Below are 25,967 nucleotides of genomic sequence, written 5' to 3'. Positions count from 1 at the left end.
CTCCTCGCGGCAGGTGTCGGCCTCGGCCTCGCTGGGATCAATCCGCGGCTTCCGTGGCGCTTTCCGCGACCGGCAGATACAGCGCCCCGCCCTCGCGGAACTTCTCGGCCATGCGCGCCATGCCGGCCTGCTTCTCGGCCTCGGCCCGGATGTCGTGCGAGATCCGCATCGAGCAGAATTTCGGCCCGCACATCGAACAGAAATGCGCCAGCTTGTGCGCCTCTTTCGGCAGGGTCTCGTCATGCATGGCCTGCGCGGTATCCGGGTCCAGGCCCAGGTTGAACTGGTCCTGCCAGCGGAACTCGAACCGCGCCCCCGACAGCGCATCGTCGCGCCGCTGCGCCCCGGGATGGCCCTTGGCCAGGTCGGCGGCATGGGCGGCCAGCTTGTAGGTGATGACCCCGGTCTTGACGTCGTCGCGGTCGGGCAGGCCCAGATGCTCCTTGGGCGTGACGTAACACAGCATCGCCGTGCCGAACCAGCCGATCATCGCCGCGCCGATGGCCGAGGTGATATGGTCGTAGCCCGGCGCGATGTCGGTGGTCAGCGGGCCAAGCGTATAGAACGGCGCCTCGTGGCAATGCCGCAGCTGCTCCTCCATATTGGCCTTGATCTTGTGCATCGGCACATGGCCCGGCCCCTCGATCATCACCTGGCAATCCCGGGCCCAGGCGATCTTCGTCAGCTCGCCCAGGGTGCGCAGCTCGGCGAATTGCGCCTCGTCATTGGCATCGGCGATCGAGCCGGGACGCAGCCCGTCGCCCAGGCTGAAGCTGACGTCATAGGCGCGCATGATCTCGCAGATCTCGTCGAAGCGTTCATACAGGAAACTCTCGCGGTGGTGGTGCAGGCACCATTTCGCCATGATCGAGCCGCCGCGGCTGACAATCCCCGTCACCCGCCGCGCGGTCAGCGGGATCATGTGCAGCCGCACCCCGGCATGGATGGTGAAATAGTCCACGCCCTGCTCGGCCTGTTCGACCAGCGTGTCGCGGTAGATTTCCCAGGTCAGGTCCTCGGCCACGCCGCCGACCTTCTCCAGCGCCTGATACAGCGGCACGGTGCCGATCGGCACCGGCGCATTGCGGATGATCCAGTCGCGGATGTTGTGGATGTTGCGGCCGGTGGACAGGTCCATCACCGTATCCGCGCCCCAGCGGATCGCCCAGACCATCTTCTCGACCTCCTCCTCCATGCTGGAGGTGACGGCGGAATTGCCGATATTGGCGTTGATCTTGACCTTGAAATTGCGGCCGATGATCATCGGCTCCAGTTCGCGGTGGTTGATGTTGGCCGGGATGATGGCGCGGCCGGCGGCGATCTCGGCCCGCACGAATTCCGGCGTCACCATATCGGGCAGATCGGCCCCCATCGGCGCGCCGTCGCGGGCATGGGCGGCCAAGCGTCCCTCGTTCTCGCGGATGGCGACGAATTCCATCTCGGGGGTGACGATGCCGGCCCGGGCATAGGCCAGCTGCGTCACCGCCCGGCCCGCCACCGCGCGCAGGGGATCGCGGCGCAGCGGAAAGGCAGGGGTCAGCCGCGCGCCCTCGGCAAAGCCGTTGTCGGCGGCGGTCACCGGCCGGCCGGGATAGGGCGCCACGTCGCCGCGCCGCAACTGCCAGTCGCCGCGCAGGTCCGGCAGGCCGCGGGCGATGTCGGTCCGCATTGCCGCGTCGGTATAGGGGCCGGAACTGTCATAGACGACCAGCGGCGGCTCGTTCGAGACGGCGATCTCGCGCATGGGCACGCGGATGGCGTGCAGGCTGCCCGGCAGATGGATCTTGCGCGATCCGGGCAGCGGGCCGGTGGTGATTTGCGGGATGGTCTGGCTCATCTGGTCCTCCTTCGGCGAAAGACCCAGAGGAAAACGGGGCAGAAAGGGACCATGCCGGCCCTGCGGATCACGCGCAAAGGGCCCGATGGCCCGAAAGGACCACCCCGCGATCTGCATATGGGGAAAGCTGCCCTTCGGTCTTCCTACGCCAGTATCAACTGGGTCAGGTTCAAAGGGTCGCTTCACCGGAACCGCCCATGGGCGGTCCCTGTCAGCCTCTCAGTCCCCTTGGCGGGACTCCCCTGACGTGAGAGGAGCATGGCCGTTTCCCGCCGGGCGGTCAATCCCTCAGATCGCGGGCAGGCCGACACCGCCGGCCGAGGCGGCGCTGAGCGCGACGAAGTTCAGCGCCTGCTGGCGCACGGCCGAGGCCAGTTCCTGCCGGGCCGACAGCAGGCTGCGCTCGGCATCCAGGACCGGGAAGAAATCCGCCTCGCCCAGCTCATAGGAGCTGCGGGTCAGGTTCACCGTCTCGCGCGCGTTCTCGACCAGCCGCGATTGCGCGGCAACGGCGCGGGCGTCGCGGTTATAGCCGGCCAGCGCGTTCTCGACCTCCTCGACCGCGCCCAGGACCGAGGCCTGCCAAGCCAGCCGCGCCTGTTCCGCCCGCGCCTGCGCGGCGGAAAGCTGCGCCTGGTTCGCCCCGCCCGTGAACAGCGGCAACGAGATCTGCGGCCCGAAGCCCCAGCTCTTGCTGCTGCCGCCGCCGCCGATATTCGTCGGCGTGATCGAGCCGGACAGCGTCAGCCGCGGATAGAAGGCCGCCTGCGCCTCGCCCACATCGGCGGCGGCGGCGGCCAGGTTGCGCTCGGCCATGCGCACGTCGGGGCGCACCCGGACCACATCGGCCGGCACGCCGACGCTGGCGCTGTAGCGGGCGCGCGGCTGGCCGCCGCCCTGGCGCAGCTGCGCCGCGATATCGGCGCTGCGCCCGGCGGTCAGCGTGGCCAGCCGGTTCACCGACTGGTCGAAGCCGACCTCCAGCCCGGGCAGGGCCGCCTCGGCCTGCGCCACCAACTGCTCGGCCTGCAACACCTCCAGCCGCGAGACGCTGCCGAAGGCGTCCTGGGTGCGGGTCATCTCCAGCGTGCGCTTGCGGCTGGTCAGGCTTTGCCGGGTCAGCGCCAGCGCCTCCTGGTAATAGCGCGCATCGACATAGGCCGAGGCGACGGCGCTGGCCACGGTCAGCCGCGCCACCTCGGCCGAGAGATAGGCCGCGTCCAGCCGGGCCGAGGCCCCCTGCCGCGCCGCCCGGTTCTGGCCGAACAGGTCGACCAGCCAGGACACGCCCAGCGTCGCCGAGCTGCTTTCGACGATGCCGGTCTCATTGCGGTTGCGCCCGGCCGAGCCCTGCGCCTCGACCTGCGGCAGGTCGCTGGCGCCGACCAGCCGCGCATTGGCCTGGGCCTCGCGGATGGTGGCGACGGCGGTCTGCACGTCCAGGTTGCGGCGCAGCCCGGCGGCAACCAGCGCGTCCAGCCGCCTGTCGCGGAACGCCGCCCACCAGGCGTTGGCGCCGGCGCGGCGGGCCGGGGAATTGGCGGCGAAAGCGCCGGCCACCTCGGCCCGGGGCGCGGTATAGCTGACCGGGTTGCAGGCGGCGAGCGCCAGGGTCGAGACAAGCCCGCCCAGCAGGCCGCGACGGGAAAGAGGCAAGGTCTGGATCATCCGAAACTCTCTGTTGAACGCGGCCAGGCCGGGGGCCGCGGAAAGGGAAATGGCGGCACGGGCGGCCTTGGTCCCGCCCGTGCCTCGCGGCGGCGCCGGAGCCTAGCCCGCCGTATCGGCCCCTGCCGGGGTCGCCGTCCTGCCGCCGGTCAGCCGGCTGAACAGACCCAGCACGAAGACGAAGAACACCGGCACGAAGAACACCGCCAGCACCGTGGCCGCGACCATGCCGCCGATCACCCCGGTGCCGATGGCGTTCTGGCTGGCCGCCGAGGGCCCGGTGGCGATGGCCAGCGGCACCACGCCCAGCGTGAAGGCCAGCGAGGTCATCAGGATCGGGCGAAAGCGCAGCTTCGCCGCCGTCACCGCCGCGTCGATCAGGCTTTGCCCCTGCTCGCGCAGGTCCTTGGCGAACTCGACGATCAGGATGGCGTTCTTGGCCGATAGCCCGATGATCGCGATCAGCCCGACCTTGAAATAGATGTCGTTGGGCATGTCGCGCAGCATGACCGCGACGACGCAGCCCAGGACGCCCAGCGGCACCACCAGCATCACCGACAGCGGGATCGACCAGCTTTCGTAAAGCCCCGAGAGCAGCAGGAAGACGAACAGGATGCTCATCGCGTAAAGCAGCGTCGCCTGCGACCCGGCCTGGATCTCCTCCAGCGACTGCCCGGTCCATTCATAGCCGAAGCCCTGCGGCAGCTCGGCCGCCAGCCGCTCCATCTCGGCCATGGCGGCGCCGGAGCTGTAGCCCGGACCGGCGGCGCCGGCGATGCGGATCGCGGGATAGCCGTTATAGCCCACGACCTGCGACGGCCCCTGCTCCCATGTCACGCTGGCGAAGGACGAGAACGGCACCATGCCGCCATTGGAATTGCGCACGGTCAGCTTCAGGATGTCCTCGGCCTGCATGCGGGAATTGTCCTCGGCCTGCATGACCACGCGCTGCATCTTCCCGGCATTGGGGAAGTCGTTGATATAGGCCGAGCCCAGGTATTGCGAGATCGTCGCCGAGATGTCGGCGAAGGTCACGCCGAAGGCATTGGCCTTTTCGCGGTCGATGGTCACGAAGACCTGCGCGGCCGAGGGCAGCCCCTCGATGCGCAGCCCGGTGGCGATGCCGTTTTCCTGCGCCTTGGCGATGATCTGCTGGGCGGCGGCCAGCAGCGCCTCCTGCCCCTGCCCGCCGCGGTCCTGCAAACGGAAGCTGAAGCCGCCGGTGGCGCCGAAGCCGGGGATCGGCGGCGGCGACAGCGCAAAGGCCTGCGCGTCCTGATAGCCGAACATCTGCATGTTCGCGGCATTGGCGATGTCCTGCGCCGATTGCTCGCGCTCGGCCCAGTCCTTGAAGGTGACGAACATCAGCCCGGCATTCGGCCCCTGCCCCGAAAAGCTGAAGCCACGGATCGCGACGGTGTTCTCGACCGCCTCGTTGCCCTGGAACATCTGCGTGGCCTCGGCCAGCACCTCGTCGGTGCGGTTCGAGCTCGCCGTGGCCGGGGTCTGGATATCGGCGATGATGAAGCCCTGGTCCTCGTTCGGCAGGAAGCTGGTCGGCAGGCGCAGGAAGCCCATGGCCGTCGCTCCGACCAGCACCAGATAGAACGCCATCATCACCAGCCGCCGCCGCGTGACCAGCCCGACCGCGCTGGTATAGCGCTCGGTCAGCCGGTCGAACTTGCGGTTGAACCAGCCGAAGAAGCCCTTTCTTTCGTGATGGCCGCTGATCGGCTTCAGGAAGGTCGCGCAAAGCGCCGGGGTCAGCGTCAGCGCCAGGAAGGCCGAGAACAGGATCGACACCACCATGGTCAGCGCGAACTGGCGATAGATGATGCCCGACGAGCCGGGAAAGAAGGCCATCGGCACGAAGACCGCCGCCAGGACCAGCGTGATGCCGACGATGGCGCCGGAAATCTGGCCCATGGCCTTTTCGGTCGCCTCGCGCGGGGGCAGCCCCTCGGTCGCCATGATGCGCTCGACGTTCTCGATCACCACGATGGCATCGTCGACCAGGATGCCGATGGCCAGCACCATGGCGAACATGGTCAGCACGTTGATCGAGAATCCCGCCGCCAGCATGACCGCCACCGTCCCCATCAGCGCGATGGGCACCACGATGGTCGGGATGATGGTATAGCGGAAATTCTGCAAGAACAGGAACATCACCACAAAGACCAGCGCCACCGCCTCGACCAGCGTGTGCAGCACCTTCTCGATCGAGGCCTCGACGAAGGGGGTGGTGTCATAGGGGATGGTGTAGCTGACGCCCTCGGGGAAGAACCGCGACAGCTCCTCCATCTTCTGGTGCACCGCCTCGGAGGTGTTCAGCGCGTTGCCGGTGGCCGACAGCTGGATGCCCAGCGCCGCCGCCGGCTTGCCGTTGATGCGCGAGGCGAAGCTGTAGCTTTCCGCGCCCACCTCAAGCCGGGCCACGTCGCGAAGCAGCACGGTCGAGCCGTCGGGATTGGCGCGCAGCACGATGTTGCCGAACTCGTCCACGTCGTCCAGCTGCCCCTTGATCAGCACGGTCGCGGTCAGCTGCTGACCGATGGGGTTCGGGTCGGCGCCGACCTTGCCCGCCGCGACCTGCGCGTTCTGCGCCCGCACCGCCGCGACGATCTCGGCCGAGCTGAGATTCAGCCCGGTCATCTTGGCCGGATCGACCCAGATGCGCAGCGCCCGTTCCGGGGCAAAGACCTGCGCCCGGCCCACGCCCTCGATGCGGCGGATCTCGCCCACCACGTTGCGGTTCAGATAGTCGCCCAGCGCGATGTCGTCCATCATGCCGTCATCCGAGGTCAGCGCCACCATCATCAGGAAGCCGGTGCCCGCCTCCTCGATCAGCACGCCCTGATCGACCACGCTTTGCGGCAAAAGCGGCTCGACCCGCGCCACGGCGTTCTGCACGTCCACCTGGGCGCGGGCGATGTCGGTGCCCGGCTCGAAGGTGGCGGTGATCGACATGGCCCCCGAACTGTCCGAGACGGATTCGTAATAGGCCAGCCCCTCGACGCCGTTCAGCTCGTCCTCGATGGGCTGGGCGACGGCGCGGTTGATCTCGCCCGGCGCGGCGCCGGTATAGGCGGTCGAGATGGTGATCTGCGGCCAGGCCACCTGCGGATATTGCGCGATGGGCATCATCGGCAGCGCCAGCACCCCGGCAATGACGATGAAGATCGAGATCACCCAGGCCAGCACCGGCCGGTGAATGAAGAACCGTGCCATCGCCCTACTCCTGCGCCGGGGCCGGTGCGGGCGCTTCGGCCGCCGCGGCGGCACCGGCCGGCACCGGCGGCTGGGCCGCGTCCACGGGCTGCGGCACCACCTTGGCATCGGGGTAAAGCTTCTGCGCGCCGGCCACCACGACCCGGTCGCCCGGCTCCAGCCCGCTTTCCACCAGCCAGCGGTTGTCGGTGGTCTGGCCCAGGGTCACGTCGCGGCGCTCGACCGTCTGGTCGTCCTTCAGCGCATAGACATAGGCCTGGCCCGACTGGTCGCGCTGCACCGCCATCTGCGGCACGGTCAGGGCGTTGTCGCGCACCGCCTGCTCGATCCGCACCCGGACGTAAAGCCCGGGCAGCAACTCGCCCTCGGGGTTCGGGAACTCGGCGCGCAGCGTGATCTGCCCGGTCGAGCTGTCCACGCTCGCCTCGGAAAACAGCAGCTTGCCGGGATGGGCATATTCGCTGCCGTCGTCGAAGATCAGCCGCACCGCCGCCGCGTCCGCCGAGGTCATGGCCAGCTGCCCCGCCGCCAGCGCCCGGCGCAGCGCGAACAGCTCGGACGAGGACTGGGTGAAGTCCACATAGACCGGGTCGAGTTGCTGGATGGTCGCCATGATGTCGGTCTGGGCATTGACCAGCGCGCCCTCGGTCACCAGCGCCCGGCCGACCACGCCGGCGATGGGCGCCGCGACCTCGGTATAGGAACGGTTCAGCTGCGCCTCTTGCAGCGCGGCGCGGGCGATGGCGACATCCGCCTGGGCCTGGGCCAGCGCGGTGGCGGCATTGTCCAGATCGACCCCCGCCGTTACCTTGCGCTCGCGCAGGGCGCGGGCGCGCTTTTCCTGGTCGGCGGCGTTCAGCGCCGTCGCCTCGGCCCGGGCCAGCGCGCCCTCGGCGCTGGCGACGCGCACGTCATAGGGGGCGGGATCGATGCGATACAGCACGTCGCCCGCCTCGACCTTGCCGCCCTGTTCGAAAACGCGCTCGATCACGATGCCGCCGACGCGCGGCCGCACCTCGGCGGTGCGGGTCGCGGCCACGCGGCCGGGCAATTCGTTCACCACCGGCAGCGCCTCGGGCGTCATTTCCTGCACGCTGACCTGCGGCGGCGGCAATTGCTGCGCCGCCGCCGGAACGGCCGCCGTCAGGCAGCAAAGCACAAGCCCGGCGCAGACGCCGGGAGAAAGTCTCATGGTCATGGTTCTTTCCTGGGAAGGCTGAATGGTTCGGGGAGGGATCAGTCTCCGGCTGCGCCGGGGTCGCTTTCCGCGACCGCCATCAATTCATCGAGGATCTCATCGCGGGTCTCCTGGTCGAAGCGGTGGAACCCGAAATATTCCAGGAATGCCATGCCGTGCAGCGTCAGCAGCGCCATCAGCATCCGCCGCCGGTCGGCCGCCTGGGCCGCCACCGTCTCGGCATCGCTGGCCAGCTTTTCGCGCATGATCTCGCGGCATTCGGCATGTTCGCCCATGCTGGCGCTGACGAGCAGCGCCATGTCCAGCTCCTCGTCCGTGGGCACGCGGCGGTATTCGTCGATCAGCGCGCGCAGCCGGGCGTTCGGCTCGCCCTCGCGCCGGGCGCGGATTTCGACGAAGCGCGCCTGATGCTGGGCCATCTTGTGGCGGATGAAGGCGGCCAGCAGCCCGGCCTTGCTTTCGCAATCATAGACCACGCTGGACTTGCTGATCCCGGCCTCCTTGGCCACCGCGTCGATGCTGAGCCCGGTAATGCCCGACCGCCGCGCCACCCGTTCGATGGCGGCCATCAGCTCGTCGCGGTCGATCGTGCGCTTGCGTCCCATATCCGGCCCGATAATTTCAGTACGACCGTTCGTTTATAATTCGGATCCGGATCTGTCAACCTCCCCGAGGACGCGGCGAAAGGGTCGCGGCGAAAGGCGAAAACCATGGTCGCGCGGGGCTGCAATCCGCGCTAAAAGCGTCGCGAAACGGGCCGTCCCGGACCGGGCTCCCCGCCTTTTTCGTCCCGTCACGCGGATGAATGTCACGGAGTCGCCGATGCGCAAGCCTTTCGCCCTTGTCCTGGTCGCCCTGGCGCTGGTCGGCCTCTGGGCCGGGCTGGCCGGGATCACCGAGGGCAAATCCGCCGCGCCCGCCTATCTGAGCGCCGAGGTCACGCGCGGCGATGTCGAGATGGCGGTGATGGCCGAGGGCCGGCTGAAGCCGCAGAACCTGGTCGCGGTCGGCGCGCAGGTCTCGGGCCGGATCACCGAACTGGCGGTGCGGCTGGGCGACCGGGTGGAACAGGGCGCGCTGATCGCCCAGATCGACTCGGTCCAGCAGACCAACGAGCTGCGCACCGCCAAGGCGGCGCTGGCCAATCTCCAGGCGCAGATGGCCGAGCGCCGGGCCGTGCTGGCGCTGGCCGAAAAGACCCTGGAACGGGCCGAAAACCTGATCCGCTCCTCCGCCGCCGCGCGCAGCACCTTCGACAGCGCCCAGCAGGAGGTGGATGTCGCCCGCGCCCAGATCGCCGCGCTCGAGGCGCAGATCGCCCAGGCCGAGGTGGCCATCGAGATTGCCCAGACCGACCTCGACTATACCCGCATCACCGCGCCGATGGACGGCACGGTGCTGGCCATCGTCAGCCAGGCCGGGCAGACGGTGAACGCGGTGCAGTCCTCGCCCACCATCGTCGTGCTGGGCCAGCTCGACCGCATGGACGTGCATGCCGAGATCTCCGAGGCCGATATCGGCAAGGTCCGGCCGGGCCAGAAGGTGCGCTTCAGCCTGCTGGACGACAGCGGCCGCAACTATGAGGGGGTGCTGGCCTCCATCGCGCCGGCGCCGCAAAGCATCGTCAACGACAGCGCGTTGCAGGGCGGCGGCGCCACCGACAGCAGCAGCGGCGCCATCTACTACACCGGCATCATTCCGGTCGAGAACCCCGACGGCGGCCTGCGCAGCTACATGACCGCGCAGGTCAGCATCGTGCTGGGCGCGGCGCAGGACGTGCTGACCATCCCCTCCAGCGCGCTCGGCCGGCGCAACCCGGACGGCAGCCACCAGGTCCGGGTGGTCGCCGCCGGCGGCGCCGTCGAGACCCGCGACGTGGTGATCGGGCTCAACGACAAGGTGGTGGCCGAGGTGGTCTCAGGCCTGGCCGAGGGCGAGCGCGTGGTCACCGGCCAGCCGGGCGCCGCCGCGACCCCCGCCGCCCCGCGCGGCAGCCGGCGCATGGTGGGGCCGCTGGGTGGCTGAGATGGACGCCCCGCTGATCCGGCTGCGCGGCGTCAACCGCGAATACCCCTCGGGCGAGGGGGTGCTGCGCGTGCTCAAGGACATCGATCTCGACATCGGGCAGGGCGAGTTCGTCGCCGTCATGGGCGCCTCGGGCTCGGGGAAATCGACGCTGATGAACATCCTGGGCTGCCTCGACCGGCCCACATCCGGCAGCTACCTGCTGGACGGGCGCGAGGTGGCGCGGCTGGGCGCGGGCGAGCTGGCGGCGCTGCGCCGCGAGGTCTTCGGTTTCATCTTCCAGCGCTACCACCTGCTCTCCGAGATGACGGCGCTGGGGAATGTCGAGGTGCCGGCGATCTATCGCGGCCTGCCCACCCAGGCGCGCCGCGCCCGCGCCCGCGAATTGCTGGACCGGCTGGGCCTGGGCGACCGGCTGGGGCACAGGCCCGGCCAGCTGTCGGGCGGCCAGCAGCAGCGGGTCTCGATCGCCCGCGCGCTGGTCAACGACGCCCGGGTGATCCTGGCCGACGAACCCACCGGCGCGCTCGACAGCCGCAGCGGCGACGAGGTGCTGGCCATCCTCGAACGGCTGAACGCCGAGGGCCGCACCGTGGTCATCGTCACCCACGACCCCAAGGTCGCCGCCCGCGCCCGCCGCGTGGTCGAGATCGCCGACGGCCGCATCATCGCCGACCGCCGCACCGAGGCGCCGCCCGCGGCCCCCGCGCTTGCGGCGCCGGACTCCGCCCGCGCCGCCGTGCCGGTGCTGGGCCGGCTGGCCGAGGCGCTGCGCATGGCGGTGCTGGCCATGCGCGCCCACAAGCTGCGCAGCTTCCTGACCATGCTGGGCATCATCATCGGCATCGCCTCGGTGGTCTCGGTGGTGGCCTTGGGCGAGGGTTCGCGCCAGCGGGTCTTGCAGAACATCGCCGGGCTGGGCACCAACACGCTGCAAGTCTTCCCGGGCCGCGATTTCGGCGACATGCGCTCGGGGCGGGTGACGACGCTGGTCACCGCCGACGGCGCGGCGCTGGCCCGCCAGCCCCATGTCGCCTCGGTCAGCCCGACGGTCAGCTCCAGCCAGACCCTGCGCTACGGCGCCACCGAGGCCAGCGCCCAGATCAGCGGCGTGGGCGAGCAGTATTTCGACGTGGCCGGCGTCAGGCTGACCCAGGGCCGCGGCTTCGACGAAAGCGACGTGACGGCAATGAGCCAGAATGTCGTCATCGACGACAACACCCGCAACAGCCTGTTCGGCGACGGCCCGGCGCTGGGACAGGTGTTCATGGCCGGCAAGGTGCCGCTGCGGGTGATCGGCGTGGCCGAGGTGCAGAGCCGCGGCCCCGGCGGCTCCACCAGCCTGACCGTCTATGCCCCCTATACCACGGTGCAGGCGCGCTACCTGGGCTCGACCAGCGTCAGCGGCCTGACGCTGCGGGTCGCCGACGAGGTGGACATGGCGCTGGCCGAGCAGATGGTCACCGAGCTGCTGACCCAGCGCCACGGCAGCAAGGATTTCTTCATCGTCAACAACGACCAGATCCGCCAGACCATCACCGCGACCACCCAGACCCTGACGCTGCTGATCGCCGCCATCGCGGTGATCTCGCTGCTGGTCGGCGGCATCGGGGTGATGAACATCATGCTGGTCTCGGTCACCGAGCGCATCGGCGAGATCGGCCTGCGCATGGCGGTGGGCGCCCGGCGCGGCGACATCCGCGCGCAATTCCTGATCGAGGCGGTGCTGGTCTGCGTCATCGGCGGCGCGGCGGGCATCCTGGCGGCGCTCGGCTTCGGCCTGGCCTTCGAGCGGCTGAGCAGCGATTTCACCCTGGTCTATTCGCCGCTCTCGATGCTGGCGGCGCTGGCCAGTTCCTCCGCCATCGGCCTGGTCTTCGGATACCTGCCCGCCGTCAACGCCGCGAAACTCGACCCCGTCAACGCCTTGGCCAAGGGCTGAAACGCGGCGATTCCCCGTCCTTGCGCGACTGTGGCAGCAGCCACACAGTCGTCGCACCTATCCTAAAGTTGAACTTCCCAGACTCGGGAAGCGCGCCCAAACTGCTGGTATGGAAGGAGGAAAGGAACAGGGGCAATGAAAGACAAAGTCACCCTCACCGGCCGCAAGGGAGCCGTCGTTTCAGGCGAATACGAGGTCGTCGGCGACACCATCCGGGTGTCCTATGCGGGCCATGAGCGATGCGTGCGCATCGACGGCGGCTCGGTGGATCACCTGGCGCAATCGCTCTTGCGCGATCTCTGGCTGGAATGACGCGGCCCGCCGCGCGCCATGGCGTGCCGGCCGCGCCGCAGCACCGCATGACGGAAAAAAGCGCGCGCCGCGCCCTTCCGTCCGGTCGCGGTTTCATGCCAGAACCTGCAAGGACAGGCTGAGCGAAGGCACCCGATGACGGCGACGATTCCGGCAAGACTGACCCGCGCGGGACTGGTTGCGACGGCGCGCATCCTCATCAGCCTGCGCGCCATCGACCTGCCGCCGCCCGGCGCCGGGCCGCGCATCCTGGTCGCGAACCATGTCAGCCATGCCGATTTCGTCGCGCTCTGGTCGGCGCTGCCCAAGCCGCACCGCCTGCGCACCCGCCCGGTCGCCGGCGCCGATTACTGGGAACGCTCGGCCATCCGCCGCTGGATCGCCCATCAGGTGTTCCGCGCCGTGCTGATCGACCGCGACCCCGCCAGCCGCCGTGCCGATCCCGTCGAGACCGTGGCCCAGGTGCTGCGCGGCGGCGAGGACGTGATCTTCTTTCCCGAAGGCACGCGCAACCTGACCGACGCCCGGCTCCTGCCGCTGAAATCCGGCATCTATCACCTGGCCCGCGCCGTCCCCGAGGCCGAGATCGTGCCGGCCTGGATCCTGAACCTCGACCGCATCCTGCCCAAGGGCGCCTTCCTGCCGGTGCCGCTGAACTGCGCCGTCCGCTTCGGCAGCCCGATGCGGGTCGAGACCGGCGAGAGCCGCGAGGATTTCCTGCAACGCCTCGCCGCCGCGATGCTGGCGCTCTCCGAACCGAAGGCATAGGCCATGGACCGTTTCCACTCTCCCTCGGCCTTCGTGTTCTACGGGCTCTTCGGCTTCCTGATCCTGGCCTCGCTAGTCGCGCGCTGGCTGATCCGCTCGGGGCGCGTCGGCGGGCCGATGGCGCAGAACCTCGCCGACCGCATCCGCGCCTGGTGGGTGATGATCGGCGTGCTGGCGCTGATCTTCACCCTGGGCGCCGGGGCGATCACGCTGTTCTTCGCGCTCTGCTCGATGGCGGCGCTGCGCGAGTTTGCCACCATCACCCATACCCGGCGCGACGACCATGACGGGCTGGCCATCGCCTTCTACCTGATCCTGCCGCTGCAATACCTGCTGGTCTATTTCGAGGTACCGGTCTTTGCCGCGCTGCTGATCCCGGTCTACAGCTTCCTGCTCCTGCCGGTCGTGACCGTGTTCAAGGGCGAGGTGCAGGGCTTCCTGACCCGGGTGTCGGAGACGCAATGGGGGCTGATGGTCTGCGTCTATTGCGTCTCGCATATCCCGGCGATCCTGACGCTGGACATTCCGGGCTATCGCTACAGCGCCTTCACGCTGGTCGCCTGGCTGATCCTGGTGGTGCAGGCCTCGGACGTGCTGCAATATGTCTGGGGCAAGAGCATCGGCCGGCACCTGCTGGCGCCGCGCGTCTCGCCCTCCAAGACGGTCGAGGGGCTGGCCGGCGGCATGCTCAGCGCCACGGCGCTGGGGATGGCGCTGACGCCGATCACGCCGTTCCTGTGGTGGGAGGCCGGGCTGATCGCCCTGACCGTCACCGGCTTCGGCGCGCTCGGCGGGCTCATCATGTCGGCGATCAAGCGCGACCGCGGCGTCAAGGACTGGGGCACGCTGGTCCAGGGCCATGGCGGCATCCTGGACCGGCTGGACAGCCTGGTCTTCTCGGCGCCGGTCTTCCTGCATATCCTGGCATGGGGGTGGATGTGACCGAGGATTTCAGCCGGCGCCCGATCGCCAGCCGCAACACGAAATGGGCGGCCCATGTGACCCGCCGCCTGGTCGCGCGCGGGATCGCGCCGAACCGCATCTCGGCCGGATCGGTGGTGGCCGCGGCGCTTTCGGGCGGGGCCTTCGCGCTCTCGGCGCAGGCCGGCGCGCTCTGGGCCTCGGGCCTGCTGCTCGTCCTCGGCGCGCTGTTCTGCCAGTTGCGGCTGCTCTGCAACCTGTTCGACGGGCTGGTCGCGGTCGAGGGCGGCCTGGGCACACCCGACGGCGCCTTCTGGAACGAGGTGCCGGACCGGCTTTCCGACCTGCTGATCCTGGCCGGCTTCGGCATGGCGGCGGGCCTGCCCGGGCTGGGGCTGCTGGCCGGGGCGCTGGCGATCCTGACCGCCTATCTGCGCGAATTCGGCCGCGCCTCGGGGCTCGGCTCGGATTTCCGCGGCCCGGGGGCCAAGTCGCACCGCATGGCCGCCGTGACGCTGGGCGCGCTGGTGCAGACCGGCGCCTGGATCGCCGGCGCGGGCTGGCCGGTGCTGGTCTGGACGCTGTGGCTGGTGCTGGCGCTGATCGCGATCACCATCCTGCGCCGCAGCCGGCGCCTCCTGCACGGGCTGGCCGGCGGGGCGTGAAATCGGGGGTAGTCGCCGCTGCCCAGCGTGATATGGGGTAACTTCGCCAATTCCTTCGTGATACTGGCCGCTCAGCACGGACATCAGACGACAGAGAACCCAGCCATGCCCGCATATCGTTCCCGCACCACCACCCATGGCCGCAACATGGCAGGGGCCCGCGGCCTCTGGCGCGCGACCGGGGTGAAGAACAGCGATTTCGGCAAGCCGATCATCGCCATCGTGAACAGCTTCACCCAATTCGTGCCGGGCCATGTGCATCTGAAGGATCTGGGCCAGATGGTCGCCCGCGAGGTCGAGGCGGCCGGCGGCATCGCCAAGGAATTCAACACCATCGCGGTCGACGACGGCATCGCCATGGGCCATGACGGGATGCTCTATTCCCTGCCCTCGCGCGAATTGATCGCCGACTCGGTCGAATACATGGTCAACGCGCATTGCGCCGATGCCATGGTCTGCATCTCGAACTGCGACAAGATCACCCCCGGCATGCTGATGGCGGCGATGCGGCTGAACATCCCCGCCGTCTTCGTCTCGGGCGGGCCGATGGAGGCGGGCAAGGTCACGCTGGGCGACGGGCGCAAGGTCTCGCTGGACCTGGTTGACGCCATGGTCGCGGCGGCCGACGACAAGGTCTCGGACGCCGATCTCGCCGCCATCGAGGAGGCCGCCTGCCCGACCTGCGGCTCCTGCTCGGGCATGTTCACCGCCAATTCCATGAACTGCCTCAGCGAAGCCCTGGGCCTGTCGCTGCCCGGCAACGGCTCGACCCTGGCCACGCATGCCTTGCGCAAGAACCTGTTCCTCGAGGCCGGCCGCCGCATCGTCGAGGTGACGCGCCGCCATTACGAACAGGACGACGCGAGCGTCCTGCCGCGCGCCATCGCCAGCAAGGCGGCGTTCCAGAACGCCATGGCGCTGGACATCGCCATGGGCGGCTCGACCAACACCGTGCTGCACCTGCTGGCCATCGCCCAGGAAGGCGGGGTCGATTTCACCATGGACGACATCGACGCGCTGTCGCGCCGGGTGCCCTGCCTGTGCAAGGTCGCGCCGAACACCGCCAACGTGCATATGGAGGACGTCCACCGCGCCGGCGGCATCATGGCGATCCTTGGGGAACTGGACCGCGCCGGGCTGATCGACCGCGATTGCCCGACCGTGCATGCCCCCACCATCGGCGCCGCCATCGACCAATGGGACATCGCCCGCAGCAACGATCCAGCTGCGCGCGAGCTGTTCCTGGCCGCGCCGGGCGGCGTGCCGACGCAGGTGGCCTTCAGCCAGGCGACGCTCTGGCCCGATCTGGACCTCGACCGCGAAAAGGGCGTGATCCGCTCGGCCAAGGCGCCGTTTTCCAAGGATGGCGGGCTTGCGGTGCTGAAGGGCAACATCGCGCTGGACGGCTGCATCGTGAAGACCGCCGGCGTGGACGAATCCATTCTGGTGTTTTCCGGCAAGGCCAAGGTCTATGAAAGCCAGGACGCCGCGGTGTCCGGCATCCTGACCGGCAAGGTCGAGGCCGGCGACGTGGTGGTCATCCGCTACGAAGGCCCCAAGGGCGGGCCGGGCATGCAGGAAATGCTGTATCCGACCAGCTACCTGAAATCGAAGGGCCTGGGCAAGGCCTGCGCGCTGATCACCGACGGGCGCTTCTCGGGCGGCACCTCGGGCCTTTCCATCGGCCATGTCAGCCCCGAGGCGGCGGCCGGCGGCACCATCGGCCTGGTGCGCGACGGCGACCTGATCGAGATCGACATCCCCAACCGCTCGATCCGGCTGGCGGTGCCCGAGGACGAGCTGGCCGCGCGCCGCGCCGAACAGGACGCCAGGGGCTGGAAGCCCGCGCAGCCGCGCCAGCGCCAGGTCTCGGCGGCGCTCAAGGTCTATGCGCAATTCGCCGCCTCGGCCGACAAGGGCGCGGTGCGCATCCTGCCGGAATAGGCCCGCCAAGCCCCGGCCCAGCCGCAAGGCGGCGGGCCGCCGGCGGCAACGGGCGCAGCATGGCCCCGTCGAACCAGCGTCGCCGGCAGGTCTTGCGCCGGCGCGCGAAACCCTGCTCACTGGCCCGCGACCTTGCCGCCGGACCCTGCCCATGCCGCCCAGCATCCTCTGGCTCTGCCGCGACTTCCGTTTCCGGGACAATGCCGCCATGGCCGCCGCCGCGGCCGCGGGGCCGGTGCTGCCGGTCTTTCTGATCGACCGCGGCTTGCGGGCGCAGGGCGCGGCCAGCCGCTGGCGGATCGAGCGCGCCCTGCGGGCCTTCGACGCCGAGCTGCGCCGCCGCCATGGCGCGGCCGTGCTGGTGCTGGAGGGCGAGCCCGAGGCGCTTCTGCCCGATCTGACCGCCCGCATCGGCGCGGCCGCGCTGCACATGAACGACTGGCCCGAGCCCGGGACGATCGCCGCGCAGCAGCGGCTGGGCCGGGCGCTGGCCGGCACGCCGGCGCGGCTGGTGCTGCATCCGGGCCATCTGCTTCTGCATCCGCGCGCCCTGCGCACCGGCTCGGGCGGCGCCTATCGTGTCTTCACCCCCTTCGCCCGCACCCTGCGCGCCATCGGCCCCGACCGGCCCGGCGGCGAGGCGCCAAGGCTCGCGCCGCTGGCCGATCCGCCGCAGGGGCTGGCGCTCGACCGGCTGGACCTGGCGCCGGACCTGCATCGCGGCCGCGCGGTGCTGGAGCGCCACGCCCTGCCGGCCGGCGAGGCGGCGGCGCTGGCCCGGCTCGGCGATTTCCTCGACCGCGCCGGCGATTATGCCGCGCAGCGCGACCGGCCCGACCGCGACGCGACCTCGGGCCTGTCCGAGTCTCTGGCGGTGGGCGAGATCGGCCCGCGCGACCTCTGGGCCATCGCCACGGCACGGGCCAGGGCCGATTCCGCCGCCGGCGCCGGCATCGCCGCCTTCCTGACCGAGCTGATCTGGCGCGAATTCGCCTGGCACCTGCTGATCGCGTTTCCCCGGCTCGCCCGCCAGCCCTGGCGGCCGGAATGGTCGGATTTCCCCTGGCGCGGCGCCAGCGGCGACCTGACCCGCTGGCAGCGCGCCGAAACCGGCATCGCGCTGGTCGATGCCGGGCTGCGCGAGATGCGGGTGACGGGGCGGATGCACAACCGGGTGCGCATGGTGGCGGCAAGCTGGCTGACCAAGCACCTGCTGACCGACTGGCGGCTGGGGCTGGCGCATTTCGCCGACAGCCTGACCGACTGGGACCCGGCCTCGAACGCGATGAACTGGCAATGGGTGGCGGGCTGCGGCCCGGATGCGGCACCCTTCTTCCGCATCTTCAACCCCGAAAGGCAGGCCGCGCAATTCGACCCGCAGGGCCGCTATCGCCGGCGCTGGCTGCTGGGCTGGCAGGGCGCCGAGGCCGAGGAGGCGCGCGGGTATTTCGACAGCCTGCCGCCGGCATGGCAGGTCTCGCGGCACTATGCCGAGGACGGCGCGGATCCGACCAGCGGCCGGGCCCGGGCGCTGGCCGCCCATGCGGCGTTCCGGCACCGGGTTCAGGGCAGCGGGATATAGTCCTCGCGGTCGGTGGGCGGCAGGTCGAACAGCCCCCGACCCCAATGCGCCGCGCGCCATTGCTCCTTGGCATGCTCGATGCGCTCACGCGACGAGGCGACGAAATTCCACCAGATATGGCGCGGCCCGTTCAGCGTCGCGCCCCCCAGCGCCATCAACCGCGCGCCCTGCGGCCCGGCGGCGACGGTGATGCGGTCGCCGGGCCGGAACACCATCATCCGCCCGGCCTCGAACACCTGCCCGGCAATGCCGACCGAGCCCTGGGTGATATAGAGCCCGCGATCCTCGTGCTCGTCCGGCAGCGGAAAGCGCGCGCCGGGGGCCAGCGTCACGTCCAGATAGAAGGTCTCGGAATACAGCGTCGCCGGGGCGCGCTCGCCATAGGCATTTCCCAGGATCAGCCTGGCATGGACGCCCTCGGCCTCGATCTCGGGCAGCGCCTCCTTGCCGTGATGCTCGAAGATCGGCGCCATGTCCTCGCGATCCTCGGGCAGGGCGATCCAGGTCTGGATGCCGAACAGCCCGTGCGGCCCCCGCCGCGCCTGTTCGGAGGTGCGCTCGGAATGGGTGACGCCACGGCCGGCCACCATCCAGTTGACCGCGCCGGGCAGGATCACCTGGTCGCTGCCGATGCTGTCGCGATGGTGGAAATCGCCGCGATAGAGATAGGTCACCGTGCCCAGCCCGATATGCGGATGCGGGCGGATGTCGATGCCCTGCCCGGTCAGGAACTCGGCCGGCCCGGCCTGGTCGAAGAAGATGAACGGCCCCACCATCTGCCGCCTCGGCGCCGGCAGCGCCCGGCGCACCTCGAAACCGCCGATGTCGCGGGCGCGGGGAATGATCAGCGTCTCGATCTGGTCCATGCCGACCGCATCGGGGCAGCCGGGGGCCAGGGCGGGGTTCCAGCTCATCTCGGTCCTCCTGTTTCCGGCCGGCCTTCAGCCGTCCAGCGCCAGCAGGCGCAGCGCCTGCCGAACCTGATCCTGGACCGACAGCGCCATATCCACAACCGCGCCGTCCTCGTCCGCGGCCAGCGGCTCCAGCGTCGCCAGCTGCGAATCCAGCAGCTTGGCCGGGAAGAAATGCCCCGCGCGATGCGAGAGCCGGCTTTCCAGCAGGTCGCGCGGGCCATGCACATGCAGGAAGCGGACCCGCGGCGCGCCCTCGCGCAGGATGTCGCGATAGGCCCGCTTCAGCGACGAGCAGCCGATGACCGAGGACTGGCCCCGCGCCTCGTGGCGGCCGATCTCGGCGGCCAGCGCCCGCAGCCAGGGCGCGCGGTCGTCATCGTCCAGCGGCATGCCGGCGCGCATCTTGGCGACATTGGCCTCGGGGTGGAAGCTGTCGCCCTCGACGAAGGGCCAGCCCAGGTGCCGGGCCAGCGCCTCGCCCGTGGTGCTTTTCCCGGCGCCCGAGACGCCCATCACCACGATATGCTGCGCCGCGCCGCTCACAGCAGCCACCAGCCGAGCAGGGCGAAGCCGAAGGCGATGCTGCCCAGCAGCGTCTCCATCACCGTCCAGGTCTTCAGCGTGGTCTTTTCGTCCATCTCCAGGAACCGCCCGACCAGCCAGAAGCCGGAATCGTTGAAATGGCTCAGCACGGTCGCGCCGCCGGCGATGGCCACCACCAGGAAGCAGCGGTCGAACTCGCTCAGGCCGGTGGTCGCGGCCACCGTGGGCGCGATCAGCCCGGCGGTGGTGGTCAGCGCCACCGTGGCCGAGCCCTGCGCCACCCGCAGCGCCATCGAGATGACGAAGGCCGCGACGATCAGCGGCATGCCCACGGCATCGAGGCTCGAGGCCAGCGCCTCGCCGATGCCGCTGGCGCGCAGCACGCCGCCGAACATGCCGCCCGCCCCGGTGACCAGGATGATGGCGCAGATCGGCGCCAGCGCGCCGTCCATGATCTTTTCGATCTCGGCCGCGCTGCGGCCCCGGCCCAACAGCGCCATGGCGACCAGCACGGTGATGAGCAGCGCGATGGGCGTCTGGCCGATCAGCCGCAGCACCGTGACCCAGCCCGCACCAGCATCGACCAACCCCGCCGTTGCCAACGTGCCCAGCCCGGTATTCAGGAAGATCAGCCCCAGCGGCAGCAACAGCACCAGCATCACGGTGCCAAAGCTCGGCGGGATGCGGTCATGCGCCTCGGCCTCGACCGCGCCCAGGATCTGCGGGATCGGCAGCACGAAGCGCCGCCCGGCCCAGAGCCCGAACAGATAGCTGCCGAAGAACCAGGTCGGCAGCGCCACGACCAGCCCGACCACCACCAGCAGCCCGATATCGGCCCCCAGCAGGTCGCCCGCCGCCACCGGCCCCGGATGCGGCGGCAACAGCGCATGCATGGCCGCAAAGGCCCCCGCCGCCGGCAGCGCGTAAAGCAGCACCGAGCCGCCGAAGCGATAGGCCACGCTGAAGATGATCGGCAGCATCACCACCAGCCCGGCATCGAAAAAGATCGGAAAGCCGAACAGCAGCGAGGCCACGCCCAGCGCAAAGGGCGCGCGCTCGGCGCCGAACTGGCCGATCAGCCGGTCCGCCAGCACCTGCGCGCCGCCGGTGATCTCCAGAAGCCGCCCGATCATGGCGCCGAAGCCCACCAGCAGCGCCACCGTGGCCAGGGTCGAGCCGAAGCCTTGCATCAGCGCCGGAATCACATCGGCCATGGGAATGCCGGCGACCATCGCGGTCATCAGGCTGACCAGAACCAGCGAGACAAAGGCATGCAGCCGGAACCGCATGATGAGCACCAGCAGGACAAGGACCGCCGCCAGGGCGATCAGCAACAGCACCGCCGTGCTGTGAACGGGCTCGACAGAATTCATGAAAACTCCTCCAGCGGAATGGTCTTGGGTCAGCCTGTGATCGGATCCTGCCGCCCCGTCCTCCCCGGATGCGTAGCGGCAATGTCTATGTTAGCGTTAACACGTGCTGCGCAAAAGGTTAAGAGGGTTTGCTAGCGTTGCGCCGCGGCGGCCAAGTGATCGTGCAGCAGGCGCATCTCGTCCGAAAGCGCCAGCTCCAGCGCCGCCTCGGGGCCGGCAACCACGCCGGGATCCTCCTGCCCGTCCAGCATCACCTCGCGCTCCTCCAGCCATGCCAGCATTGCGGCCCGGACGCTTTCGGGCGAAAGGTCCAGCAGCGTCTCAATCGTGCGGCGATGCGCGATCATCCGGCCTTCGAGACCGTCGATCCGGGCGGCCAGCCTGTCCATCATGTCCATGCGCCATCTCCCTGGGGTTGCAGGGAATCATGATGGCACAGTTGCCGGGACCGGCAAAGCCGTTCAGTTCCGGGCGGTCAGGCTGCCGCCCTCGATGCGGCGCAACGAGATTTCCAGCCGCGTCTCGGCGGCGATGATCTCGGCCCGGACGCGCTTGGTATAGCTCATGTGGTCCTGGGCGGCACGGGCCGCCGCCTCGGGATCGCGGGCGATGATCGCGTCATGGATGGCGCGATGCTGGGCGCGCAGCACGTCGCGCACCTCGGGCCGGGCATAGAGCTTCTCGCGGTTGTGGAACACGCCCTTGCGCAGCATGCCCGACAGCGCCCGCATGATCTGAAGCAGCACGATATTGTGGCTGGCCTCATAGACCGCGATATGCAGATCGACATCGGCCTCGGCCTCGTGGCGGGGGTCGGCCTCGTCATGGGCCAGGTCGATGCGCTCCATGCAGCGGCTCAGCGTGGCGCGGTCCACGTCATTGGCCCGCGTCGCGGCCAGGCTCGCCGCCATGCCCTCCAGCGTGCCGCGCAGCTCCAGATAATCGTCCACCACCTCCCCGCGCGAGGCCATCAGCTCGATCAGCGGATCGGTGATGCTGGTCGCCAGCTGCGCCACCCGCCGCCCGCCGCCCGGATCGGCAACGATCAGCCCCTTCTCCTCCAGCATGCGGATGCCCTGCCGCAAGGTCGGGCGCGAGACGTTCAGCCGCAGCGCCATCTCGCGTTCGGGCAGCAAGGGATCGCCGGGGCGCAGCGAGCCTTCGAGAATCAGGTCCTCGATATGCCGGGCGGTGGTTTCCGCGGCAGGGGCGCCCTTGTTCACTTCGCTGGCCATGCTCGTCTCCTTGAAGGGGATACCGGAATTTCAGGGACTTATCCGGCATTCTCCGGCCTTGAAGATTAGCCGAAGCCCGCGATCCGGCGCAATGGATTTCCCGCTTGACCCAAATGGTCAAATTATTTTACCAAGATAGAGGGGAAGGTAAAGCGATCTGCTCAGGCCGCGCCATGCGCGGGACCGGCCCCCGCATGTGACGGGAGGGGAAAGCCATGACGCGACCCGGCCAGGCCGAGCCAGCCGCAGACCGTGCCCAGTTGCTGGACCGGCTGCGCCAGATCGTGGGGCCGGCGCATGTGCTGACCGCGCCCCGCGCCACCCGCCGCTATAGCCGCGGCTTCCGCTATGGCGAGGGGCCGGTCGCCGCGGTGGTCCGCCCCGGCTCGCTGGTCGAGATGTGGCGGGTCCTGAACGCCGCCGTCGCCTCCGGCCGCGCGGTGATCCTGCAAGCGGCGAATACCGGGCTCACCGGCGGCTCAACCCCCTGGGGCCAGGATTACGACCGCGAGATCGTGCTGGTCTCGGTCATGCGCCTGCGCGGCATCCACCTCATCGGCGCGGGCGAACAGGTGCTCTGCCTGCCCGGCGCCACGCTCGACGCGCTGGAAAAGCGCCTGCGCCCGCTGGGACGCGAGCCGCATTCGGTCATCGGCTCAAGCTGCATCGGCGCCTCGGTGCTGGGCGGCATCTGCAACAATTCCGGCGGCGCGCTGATCCAGCGCGGCCCGGCCTATACCGAGATGAGCCTCTACGCCGAGGTGCGCGCCGACGGCTCGGTCGCGCTGGTCAACCACCTGGGCCTCGACCTCGGCGACGATCCCGAAACCATCCTGGCCCGCGTCGAAAGGGGCGAATTGCCCGCCCCCGCGCCCACCGACGCCTGGGCCTCGGACCGAGAATATGCCGATCATGTCCGCGACATCGAGGCCGCGACGCCCGCCCGCTTCAACGCCGACCCGCGCCGGCTGCACGAATCCTCGGGCTGCGCCGGCAAGCTCGCGGTCTTCGCCGTGCGGCTGGACACGTTCCAGGCCGAAACGGACACGGCGGTCTTCTATATCGGCAGCAACGACCCGGACGAGCTGACCGAGATCCGCCGCCACATCCTGGCGCATTTCCAGAGCCTGCCCATCGCCGGCGAATACATCCACCGCGACGCCTATGACATCGCGGCGCAATACGGCAAGGACACCTTCCTGTTCATCCGCCATGCCGGCACCGACCGCATGCCGGCCCTGTTCGCCGCCAAGGCGCGCATGGACGCGCTGACCGAGCGGCTGGGGCTGGGCGCGACGCTCTCGGACCGGCTGGCGCAGGGGATCGCGGCGCTGATGCCCCAGCACCTGCCCAAGCGCATGAACGCCTTCCGCGACCGCTACGAACACCACCTGCTGCTGCGCATGGGCGGCGCCGGCATCGCCGAGGCGCGCGACCATCTCGGCCGCATCTTCCCCTCGGCGCAGGGCGACATGTTCGAATGCACCCCCGACGAGGGCAAGGCCGCCTTCCTGCACCGTTTCGCCGTGGCCGGCGCCGCCGTGCGCTACCGCGCCATCCATGCCCGCGAGGTCGAGGACATCGTGGCCCTCGACATCGCGCTGCGCCGCAACGACCGCGACTGGGTCGAGCGCCTGCCGCCCGAGCTCGACGCCAAGATCGAGAAGAAGCTCTATTACGGCCATTTCTTCTGCCACGTCTTCCATCAGGACTACGTGGTGAAGAAAGGCCAGGACTGCCTGACCGTCGAGCACGAGATGTGGCGCCTGCTGGACGAACGCGGCGCCGAATACCCGGCCGAGCACAATGTCGGTCACCTTTACCACGCCAAGCCGGAACTGGCCGGCTTCTATCGGCAGCTGGACCCGACCAACAGCCTGAACCCGGGCATCGGCCAGACCTCGAAATGCGCGCATTGGCATTGACCGCCGGCGCGAACGCGGCCCCGCGCCGCCAGGAGCATCAGCAGAGGAGACAGGGAGGAGAGGAATGCAATCCCGCCGCGCCCGGCATGCCGGCGCCACAGATCCATCGCTTCATCAGGACAGCCATGCCGGCGGCCCGGCCGCGTCGCGCTGACATGCCTGCCATGACAAGGAATATTCCATGATCTGGTCACAGATATACGACCCCTTCGGCAACATGGTCCTGTCGACCATCGTCGCCGCCATCCCGGTGCTGGTCCTTCTGGGCGCCATCGGCATTTTCGAGATCCGCGCCCATATCGCCGCCATGCTGGGCCTGATCGCCGCGCTGGCCGTGGCGATCATCGGCTTCGGCATGCCGGTCGGCCTTGCCGGCATGTCCGCCGTCTATGGCGCCGCCTTCGGCCTGATGCCGATCGGCTGGATCATCCTGAACGTCATCTTCCTCTACCAGCTGACGAACGAAAAGGGCGAGTTCGACGTGTTGCGGCACTCGATCCGCAACATCTCCGACGACAGGCGCATGCAGCTCCTGTTCATCGCCTTCAGCTTCGGCGCCTTCTTCGAGGGCGCGGCGGGCTTCGGCACCCCGGTCGCCGTGACCGCCGCCATGCTGATGGGGCTGGGCTTCTCGCCGCTCTCGGCCGCGGGCCTGTCGCTGATCGCCAACACGGCGCCGGTGGCCTATGGCGCGCTGGGGACGCCGGTGATCGCGCTTTCCGCCGTGACCGGGCTCGACCTGATGGAGCTTTCGGCCATGATCGGCCGCCAGCTGCCCTTCTTCTCGGTCATCGTGCCCTTCTGGCTGATCTGGGCCTTCGTCGGCTTCCGCCGCATGATCGAGGTCTGGCCGGCGCTGCTGGTGGCGGGCGCCTCCTTCGCCATCCCGCAATACCTGGTCTCGAATTTCCACGGCCCCTGGCTGGTGGACATCGTCGCCGCGATCAGCTCGATGCTCTGCCTCGCCGGCTTCCTGCGCATCTGGCGGCCGAAGAACCCGATCACCGAGGCGCCGCGCGACTGGTCCTCGGACGACGTCAAGGACGAGGTGCATGAGGGCGCCGCGGGCAAGCCCGTCGCCAGCCGCTCGGTGCTGAAGGCCTGGATGCCCTGGGTCATCCTGTCGGTCTTCGTCTTCCTTTGGGGCGTGCCGCAGATCAAGGTGCTGCTCGACGGCGTCTTCAGCGCCAAGATCCCGGTCGCGGGCCTGGACGGGCTGGTCCAGAAGGTGCCCCCGGTCGCCCCCGAGGCGCATGCCGAGGCCGCGATCTTCAACTTCAACATCCTGTCGATGACCGGCACCGGCATCCTGCTGTCGGCGCTGGTCTCGGGGCTGATGCTGGGCTACAGCCCGATGGGCCTGCTGCGCATGTATGGCAGGACCTTCTGGATGATCCGCTTCTCGCTGATCACCATCGCCTGCATGCTGGCGCTGGGTTACGTCACCCGCTATTCGGGGCTGGACGCGACCATGGGCCTGGCCTTCGCCAATACCGGCTGGCTCTATCCGTTCTTCGGCACGCTGCTGGGCTGGCTCGGCGTCGCCGTCACCGGCTCGGACACCGCCTCGAACGTGCTGTTCGGCGGCTTGCAGAAGGTCACGGCGCAGCAGCTGAACCTGAACCCGGTGCTGATGGCCGCGGCCAACTCCTCGGGCGGGGTCATGGGCAAGATGATCGACGCGCAATCCATCGTCGTCGCCTCGACCGCGACCAAATGCTATGGGCACGAGGGTTCGATCCTGCGCTTCGTGTTCTTCCATTCGGTGGCGCTGGCGGCGCTGGTCGGCGTGCTCGTCATGGCCCAGGCCTATCTGCCGCCCTTTACCGCAATGGTGCCCGAGGCCCCGCCCATCGTCGCCCCGGCCCAATAGGCCGGGCTCCGCCA

The 25,967-nt window shown here is 69.5% G+C and carries 20 protein-coding genes and 1 riboswitch; of the genes, 10 read left to right on the top strand and 10 right to left on the bottom strand.

Features of this window, described 5'->3' with window-relative positions:
* Positions 1 to 37: 37 nt before the first annotated feature.
* From thiC to AQY21_RS09825, 5 genes are all read right to left on the bottom strand, one after another.
* The gene (gene thiC, locus AQY21_RS09845; RefSeq protein WP_058097515.1) at positions 38 to 1,837 is read right to left on the bottom strand and encodes a phosphomethylpyrimidine synthase ThiC; all 1,800 of its coding nucleotides are present in this window, start codon (positions 1,835 to 1,837) and stop codon (positions 38 to 40) included.
* Between the two features lie 123 nt (positions 1,838 to 1,960).
* A riboswitch (TPP riboswitch) is annotated at positions 1,961 to 2,091 on the bottom strand.
* 34 nt (positions 2,092 to 2,125) lie between these two features.
* Complete coding sequence (locus AQY21_RS09840; RefSeq protein WP_058097500.1) at positions 2,126 to 3,505, bottom strand: efflux transporter outer membrane subunit; 1,380 nt, start codon at positions 3,503 to 3,505, stop codon at positions 2,126 to 2,128.
* Positions 3,506 to 3,607: 102 nt separating this feature from the next.
* Positions 3,608 to 6,733 carry an efflux RND transporter permease subunit gene (locus tag AQY21_RS09835; RefSeq protein ID WP_058097499.1) on the bottom strand — a complete coding sequence of 1,042 codons (3,126 nt, stop codon included), beginning with the start codon at positions 6,731 to 6,733 and terminating at the stop codon, positions 3,608 to 3,610.
* Positions 6,734 to 6,737: 4 nt separating this feature from the next.
* Positions 6,738 to 7,931 carry an efflux RND transporter periplasmic adaptor subunit gene (locus AQY21_RS09830; RefSeq protein WP_058097498.1) on the bottom strand — a complete coding sequence of 398 codons (1,194 nt, stop codon included), beginning with the start codon at positions 7,929 to 7,931 and terminating at the stop codon, positions 6,738 to 6,740.
* A 38-nt stretch (positions 7,932 to 7,969) separates the two neighbouring features.
* A complete protein-coding gene (locus tag AQY21_RS09825) occupies positions 7,970 to 8,536 on the bottom strand; it encodes a TetR/AcrR family transcriptional regulator (RefSeq protein WP_058097497.1) in 567 nt (188 codons plus the stop codon).
* 217 nt (positions 8,537 to 8,753) lie between these two features.
* Here AQY21_RS09825 and AQY21_RS09820 point away from each other — a divergent pair, with 217 nt between their 5' ends.
* The 8 genes from AQY21_RS09820 (at position 8,754) to AQY21_RS09790 (ending at position 18,090) form a co-directional block, all read left to right on the top strand.
* Positions 8,754 to 9,956: an efflux RND transporter periplasmic adaptor subunit gene (locus AQY21_RS09820; protein ID WP_058097496.1), complete on the top strand. Its 1,203-nt coding sequence runs from the start codon at positions 8,754 to 8,756 to the stop codon at positions 9,954 to 9,956.
* Position 9,957: 1 nt separating this feature from the next.
* Positions 9,958 to 11,898, top strand: a complete 1,941-nt coding sequence (locus AQY21_RS09815) for a MacB family efflux pump subunit (protein WP_058097495.1) — start codon at positions 9,958 to 9,960, stop codon at positions 11,896 to 11,898.
* Positions 11,899 to 12,033: 135 nt separating this feature from the next.
* Entirely contained in the window at positions 12,034 to 12,210 is a 177-nt protein-coding gene (locus AQY21_RS29345) for a hypothetical protein (RefSeq protein WP_203416472.1), read from the top strand.
* 135 nt (positions 12,211 to 12,345) lie between these two features.
* Positions 12,346 to 12,978, top strand: a complete 633-nt coding sequence (locus tag AQY21_RS09810) for a lysophospholipid acyltransferase family protein (protein WP_082658060.1) — start codon at positions 12,346 to 12,348, stop codon at positions 12,976 to 12,978.
* A 3-nt stretch (positions 12,979 to 12,981) separates the two neighbouring features.
* A complete protein-coding gene (locus AQY21_RS09805; protein WP_058097494.1) occupies positions 12,982 to 13,920 on the top strand; it encodes a phosphatidate cytidylyltransferase in 939 nt (312 codons plus the stop codon).
* Entirely contained in the window at positions 13,917 to 14,564 is a 648-nt protein-coding gene (locus tag AQY21_RS09800) for a CDP-alcohol phosphatidyltransferase family protein (RefSeq protein ID WP_058097513.1), read from the top strand. The genes AQY21_RS09805 and AQY21_RS09800 overlap by 4 nt, the downstream gene beginning before the upstream one ends.
* Before the next feature lie 105 nt (positions 14,565 to 14,669).
* Complete coding sequence (ilvD, locus tag AQY21_RS09795; RefSeq protein ID WP_058097493.1) at positions 14,670 to 16,508, top strand: dihydroxy-acid dehydratase; 1,839 nt, start codon at positions 14,670 to 14,672, stop codon at positions 16,506 to 16,508.
* Between the two features lie 151 nt (positions 16,509 to 16,659).
* The gene (locus tag AQY21_RS09790; RefSeq protein WP_058097492.1) at positions 16,660 to 18,090 is read left to right on the top strand and encodes a deoxyribodipyrimidine photo-lyase; all 1,431 of its coding nucleotides are present in this window, start codon (positions 16,660 to 16,662) and stop codon (positions 18,088 to 18,090) included.
* On the opposite strand, the gene AQY21_RS09785 is transcribed toward AQY21_RS09790, so the two are convergent.
* The 5 genes from AQY21_RS09785 to AQY21_RS09765 form a co-directional block, all read right to left on the bottom strand.
* On the bottom strand, positions 18,072 to 19,004 hold the full coding sequence (locus AQY21_RS09785; protein ID WP_058097491.1) for a pirin family protein: 933 nt from the start codon (positions 19,002 to 19,004) through the stop codon (positions 18,072 to 18,074). The genes AQY21_RS09790 and AQY21_RS09785 overlap by 19 nt on opposite strands.
* A 27-nt stretch (positions 19,005 to 19,031) precedes the next feature.
* On the bottom strand, positions 19,032 to 19,547 hold the full coding sequence (locus AQY21_RS09780; protein ID WP_238986735.1) for a gluconokinase: 516 nt from the start codon (positions 19,545 to 19,547) through the stop codon (positions 19,032 to 19,034).
* Entirely contained in the window at positions 19,544 to 20,920 is a 1,377-nt protein-coding gene (locus AQY21_RS09775; RefSeq protein ID WP_058097490.1) for a GntP family permease, read from the bottom strand. The genes AQY21_RS09780 and AQY21_RS09775 overlap by 4 nt, the downstream gene beginning before the upstream one ends.
* Before the next feature lie 131 nt (positions 20,921 to 21,051).
* A complete protein-coding gene (locus AQY21_RS09770) occupies positions 21,052 to 21,318 on the bottom strand; it encodes a hypothetical protein (RefSeq protein WP_058097489.1) in 267 nt (88 codons plus the stop codon).
* A 63-nt stretch (positions 21,319 to 21,381) separates the two neighbouring features.
* Positions 21,382 to 22,155 (bottom strand): FCD domain-containing protein, encoded by a 774-nt coding sequence (locus AQY21_RS09765; RefSeq protein WP_058097488.1) that lies wholly within the window; start codon positions 22,153 to 22,155, stop codon positions 21,382 to 21,384.
* Between the two features lie 215 nt (positions 22,156 to 22,370).
* On the opposite strand from AQY21_RS09765, the gene dld reads away from it, so the two are divergent.
* Complete coding sequence (gene dld / locus AQY21_RS09760; protein ID WP_058097487.1) at positions 22,371 to 24,080, top strand: D-lactate dehydrogenase; 1,710 nt, start codon at positions 22,371 to 22,373, stop codon at positions 24,078 to 24,080.
* 181 nt (positions 24,081 to 24,261) lie between these two features.
* A complete protein-coding gene (locus tag AQY21_RS09755; RefSeq protein ID WP_058097486.1) occupies positions 24,262 to 25,953 on the top strand; it encodes an L-lactate permease in 1,692 nt (563 codons plus the stop codon).
* The last annotated feature ends 14 nt before the right edge of the window (positions 25,954 to 25,967 follow it).

This window comes from Paracoccus sp. MKU1, assembly GCF_001447385.1.
Classification (GTDB): domain Bacteria; phylum Pseudomonadota; class Alphaproteobacteria; order Rhodobacterales; family Rhodobacteraceae; genus Paracoccus.
The sequence above is the reverse complement of the archived record's forward strand: the minus strand, read 5'-3'. Positions and strand labels throughout refer to the sequence as shown.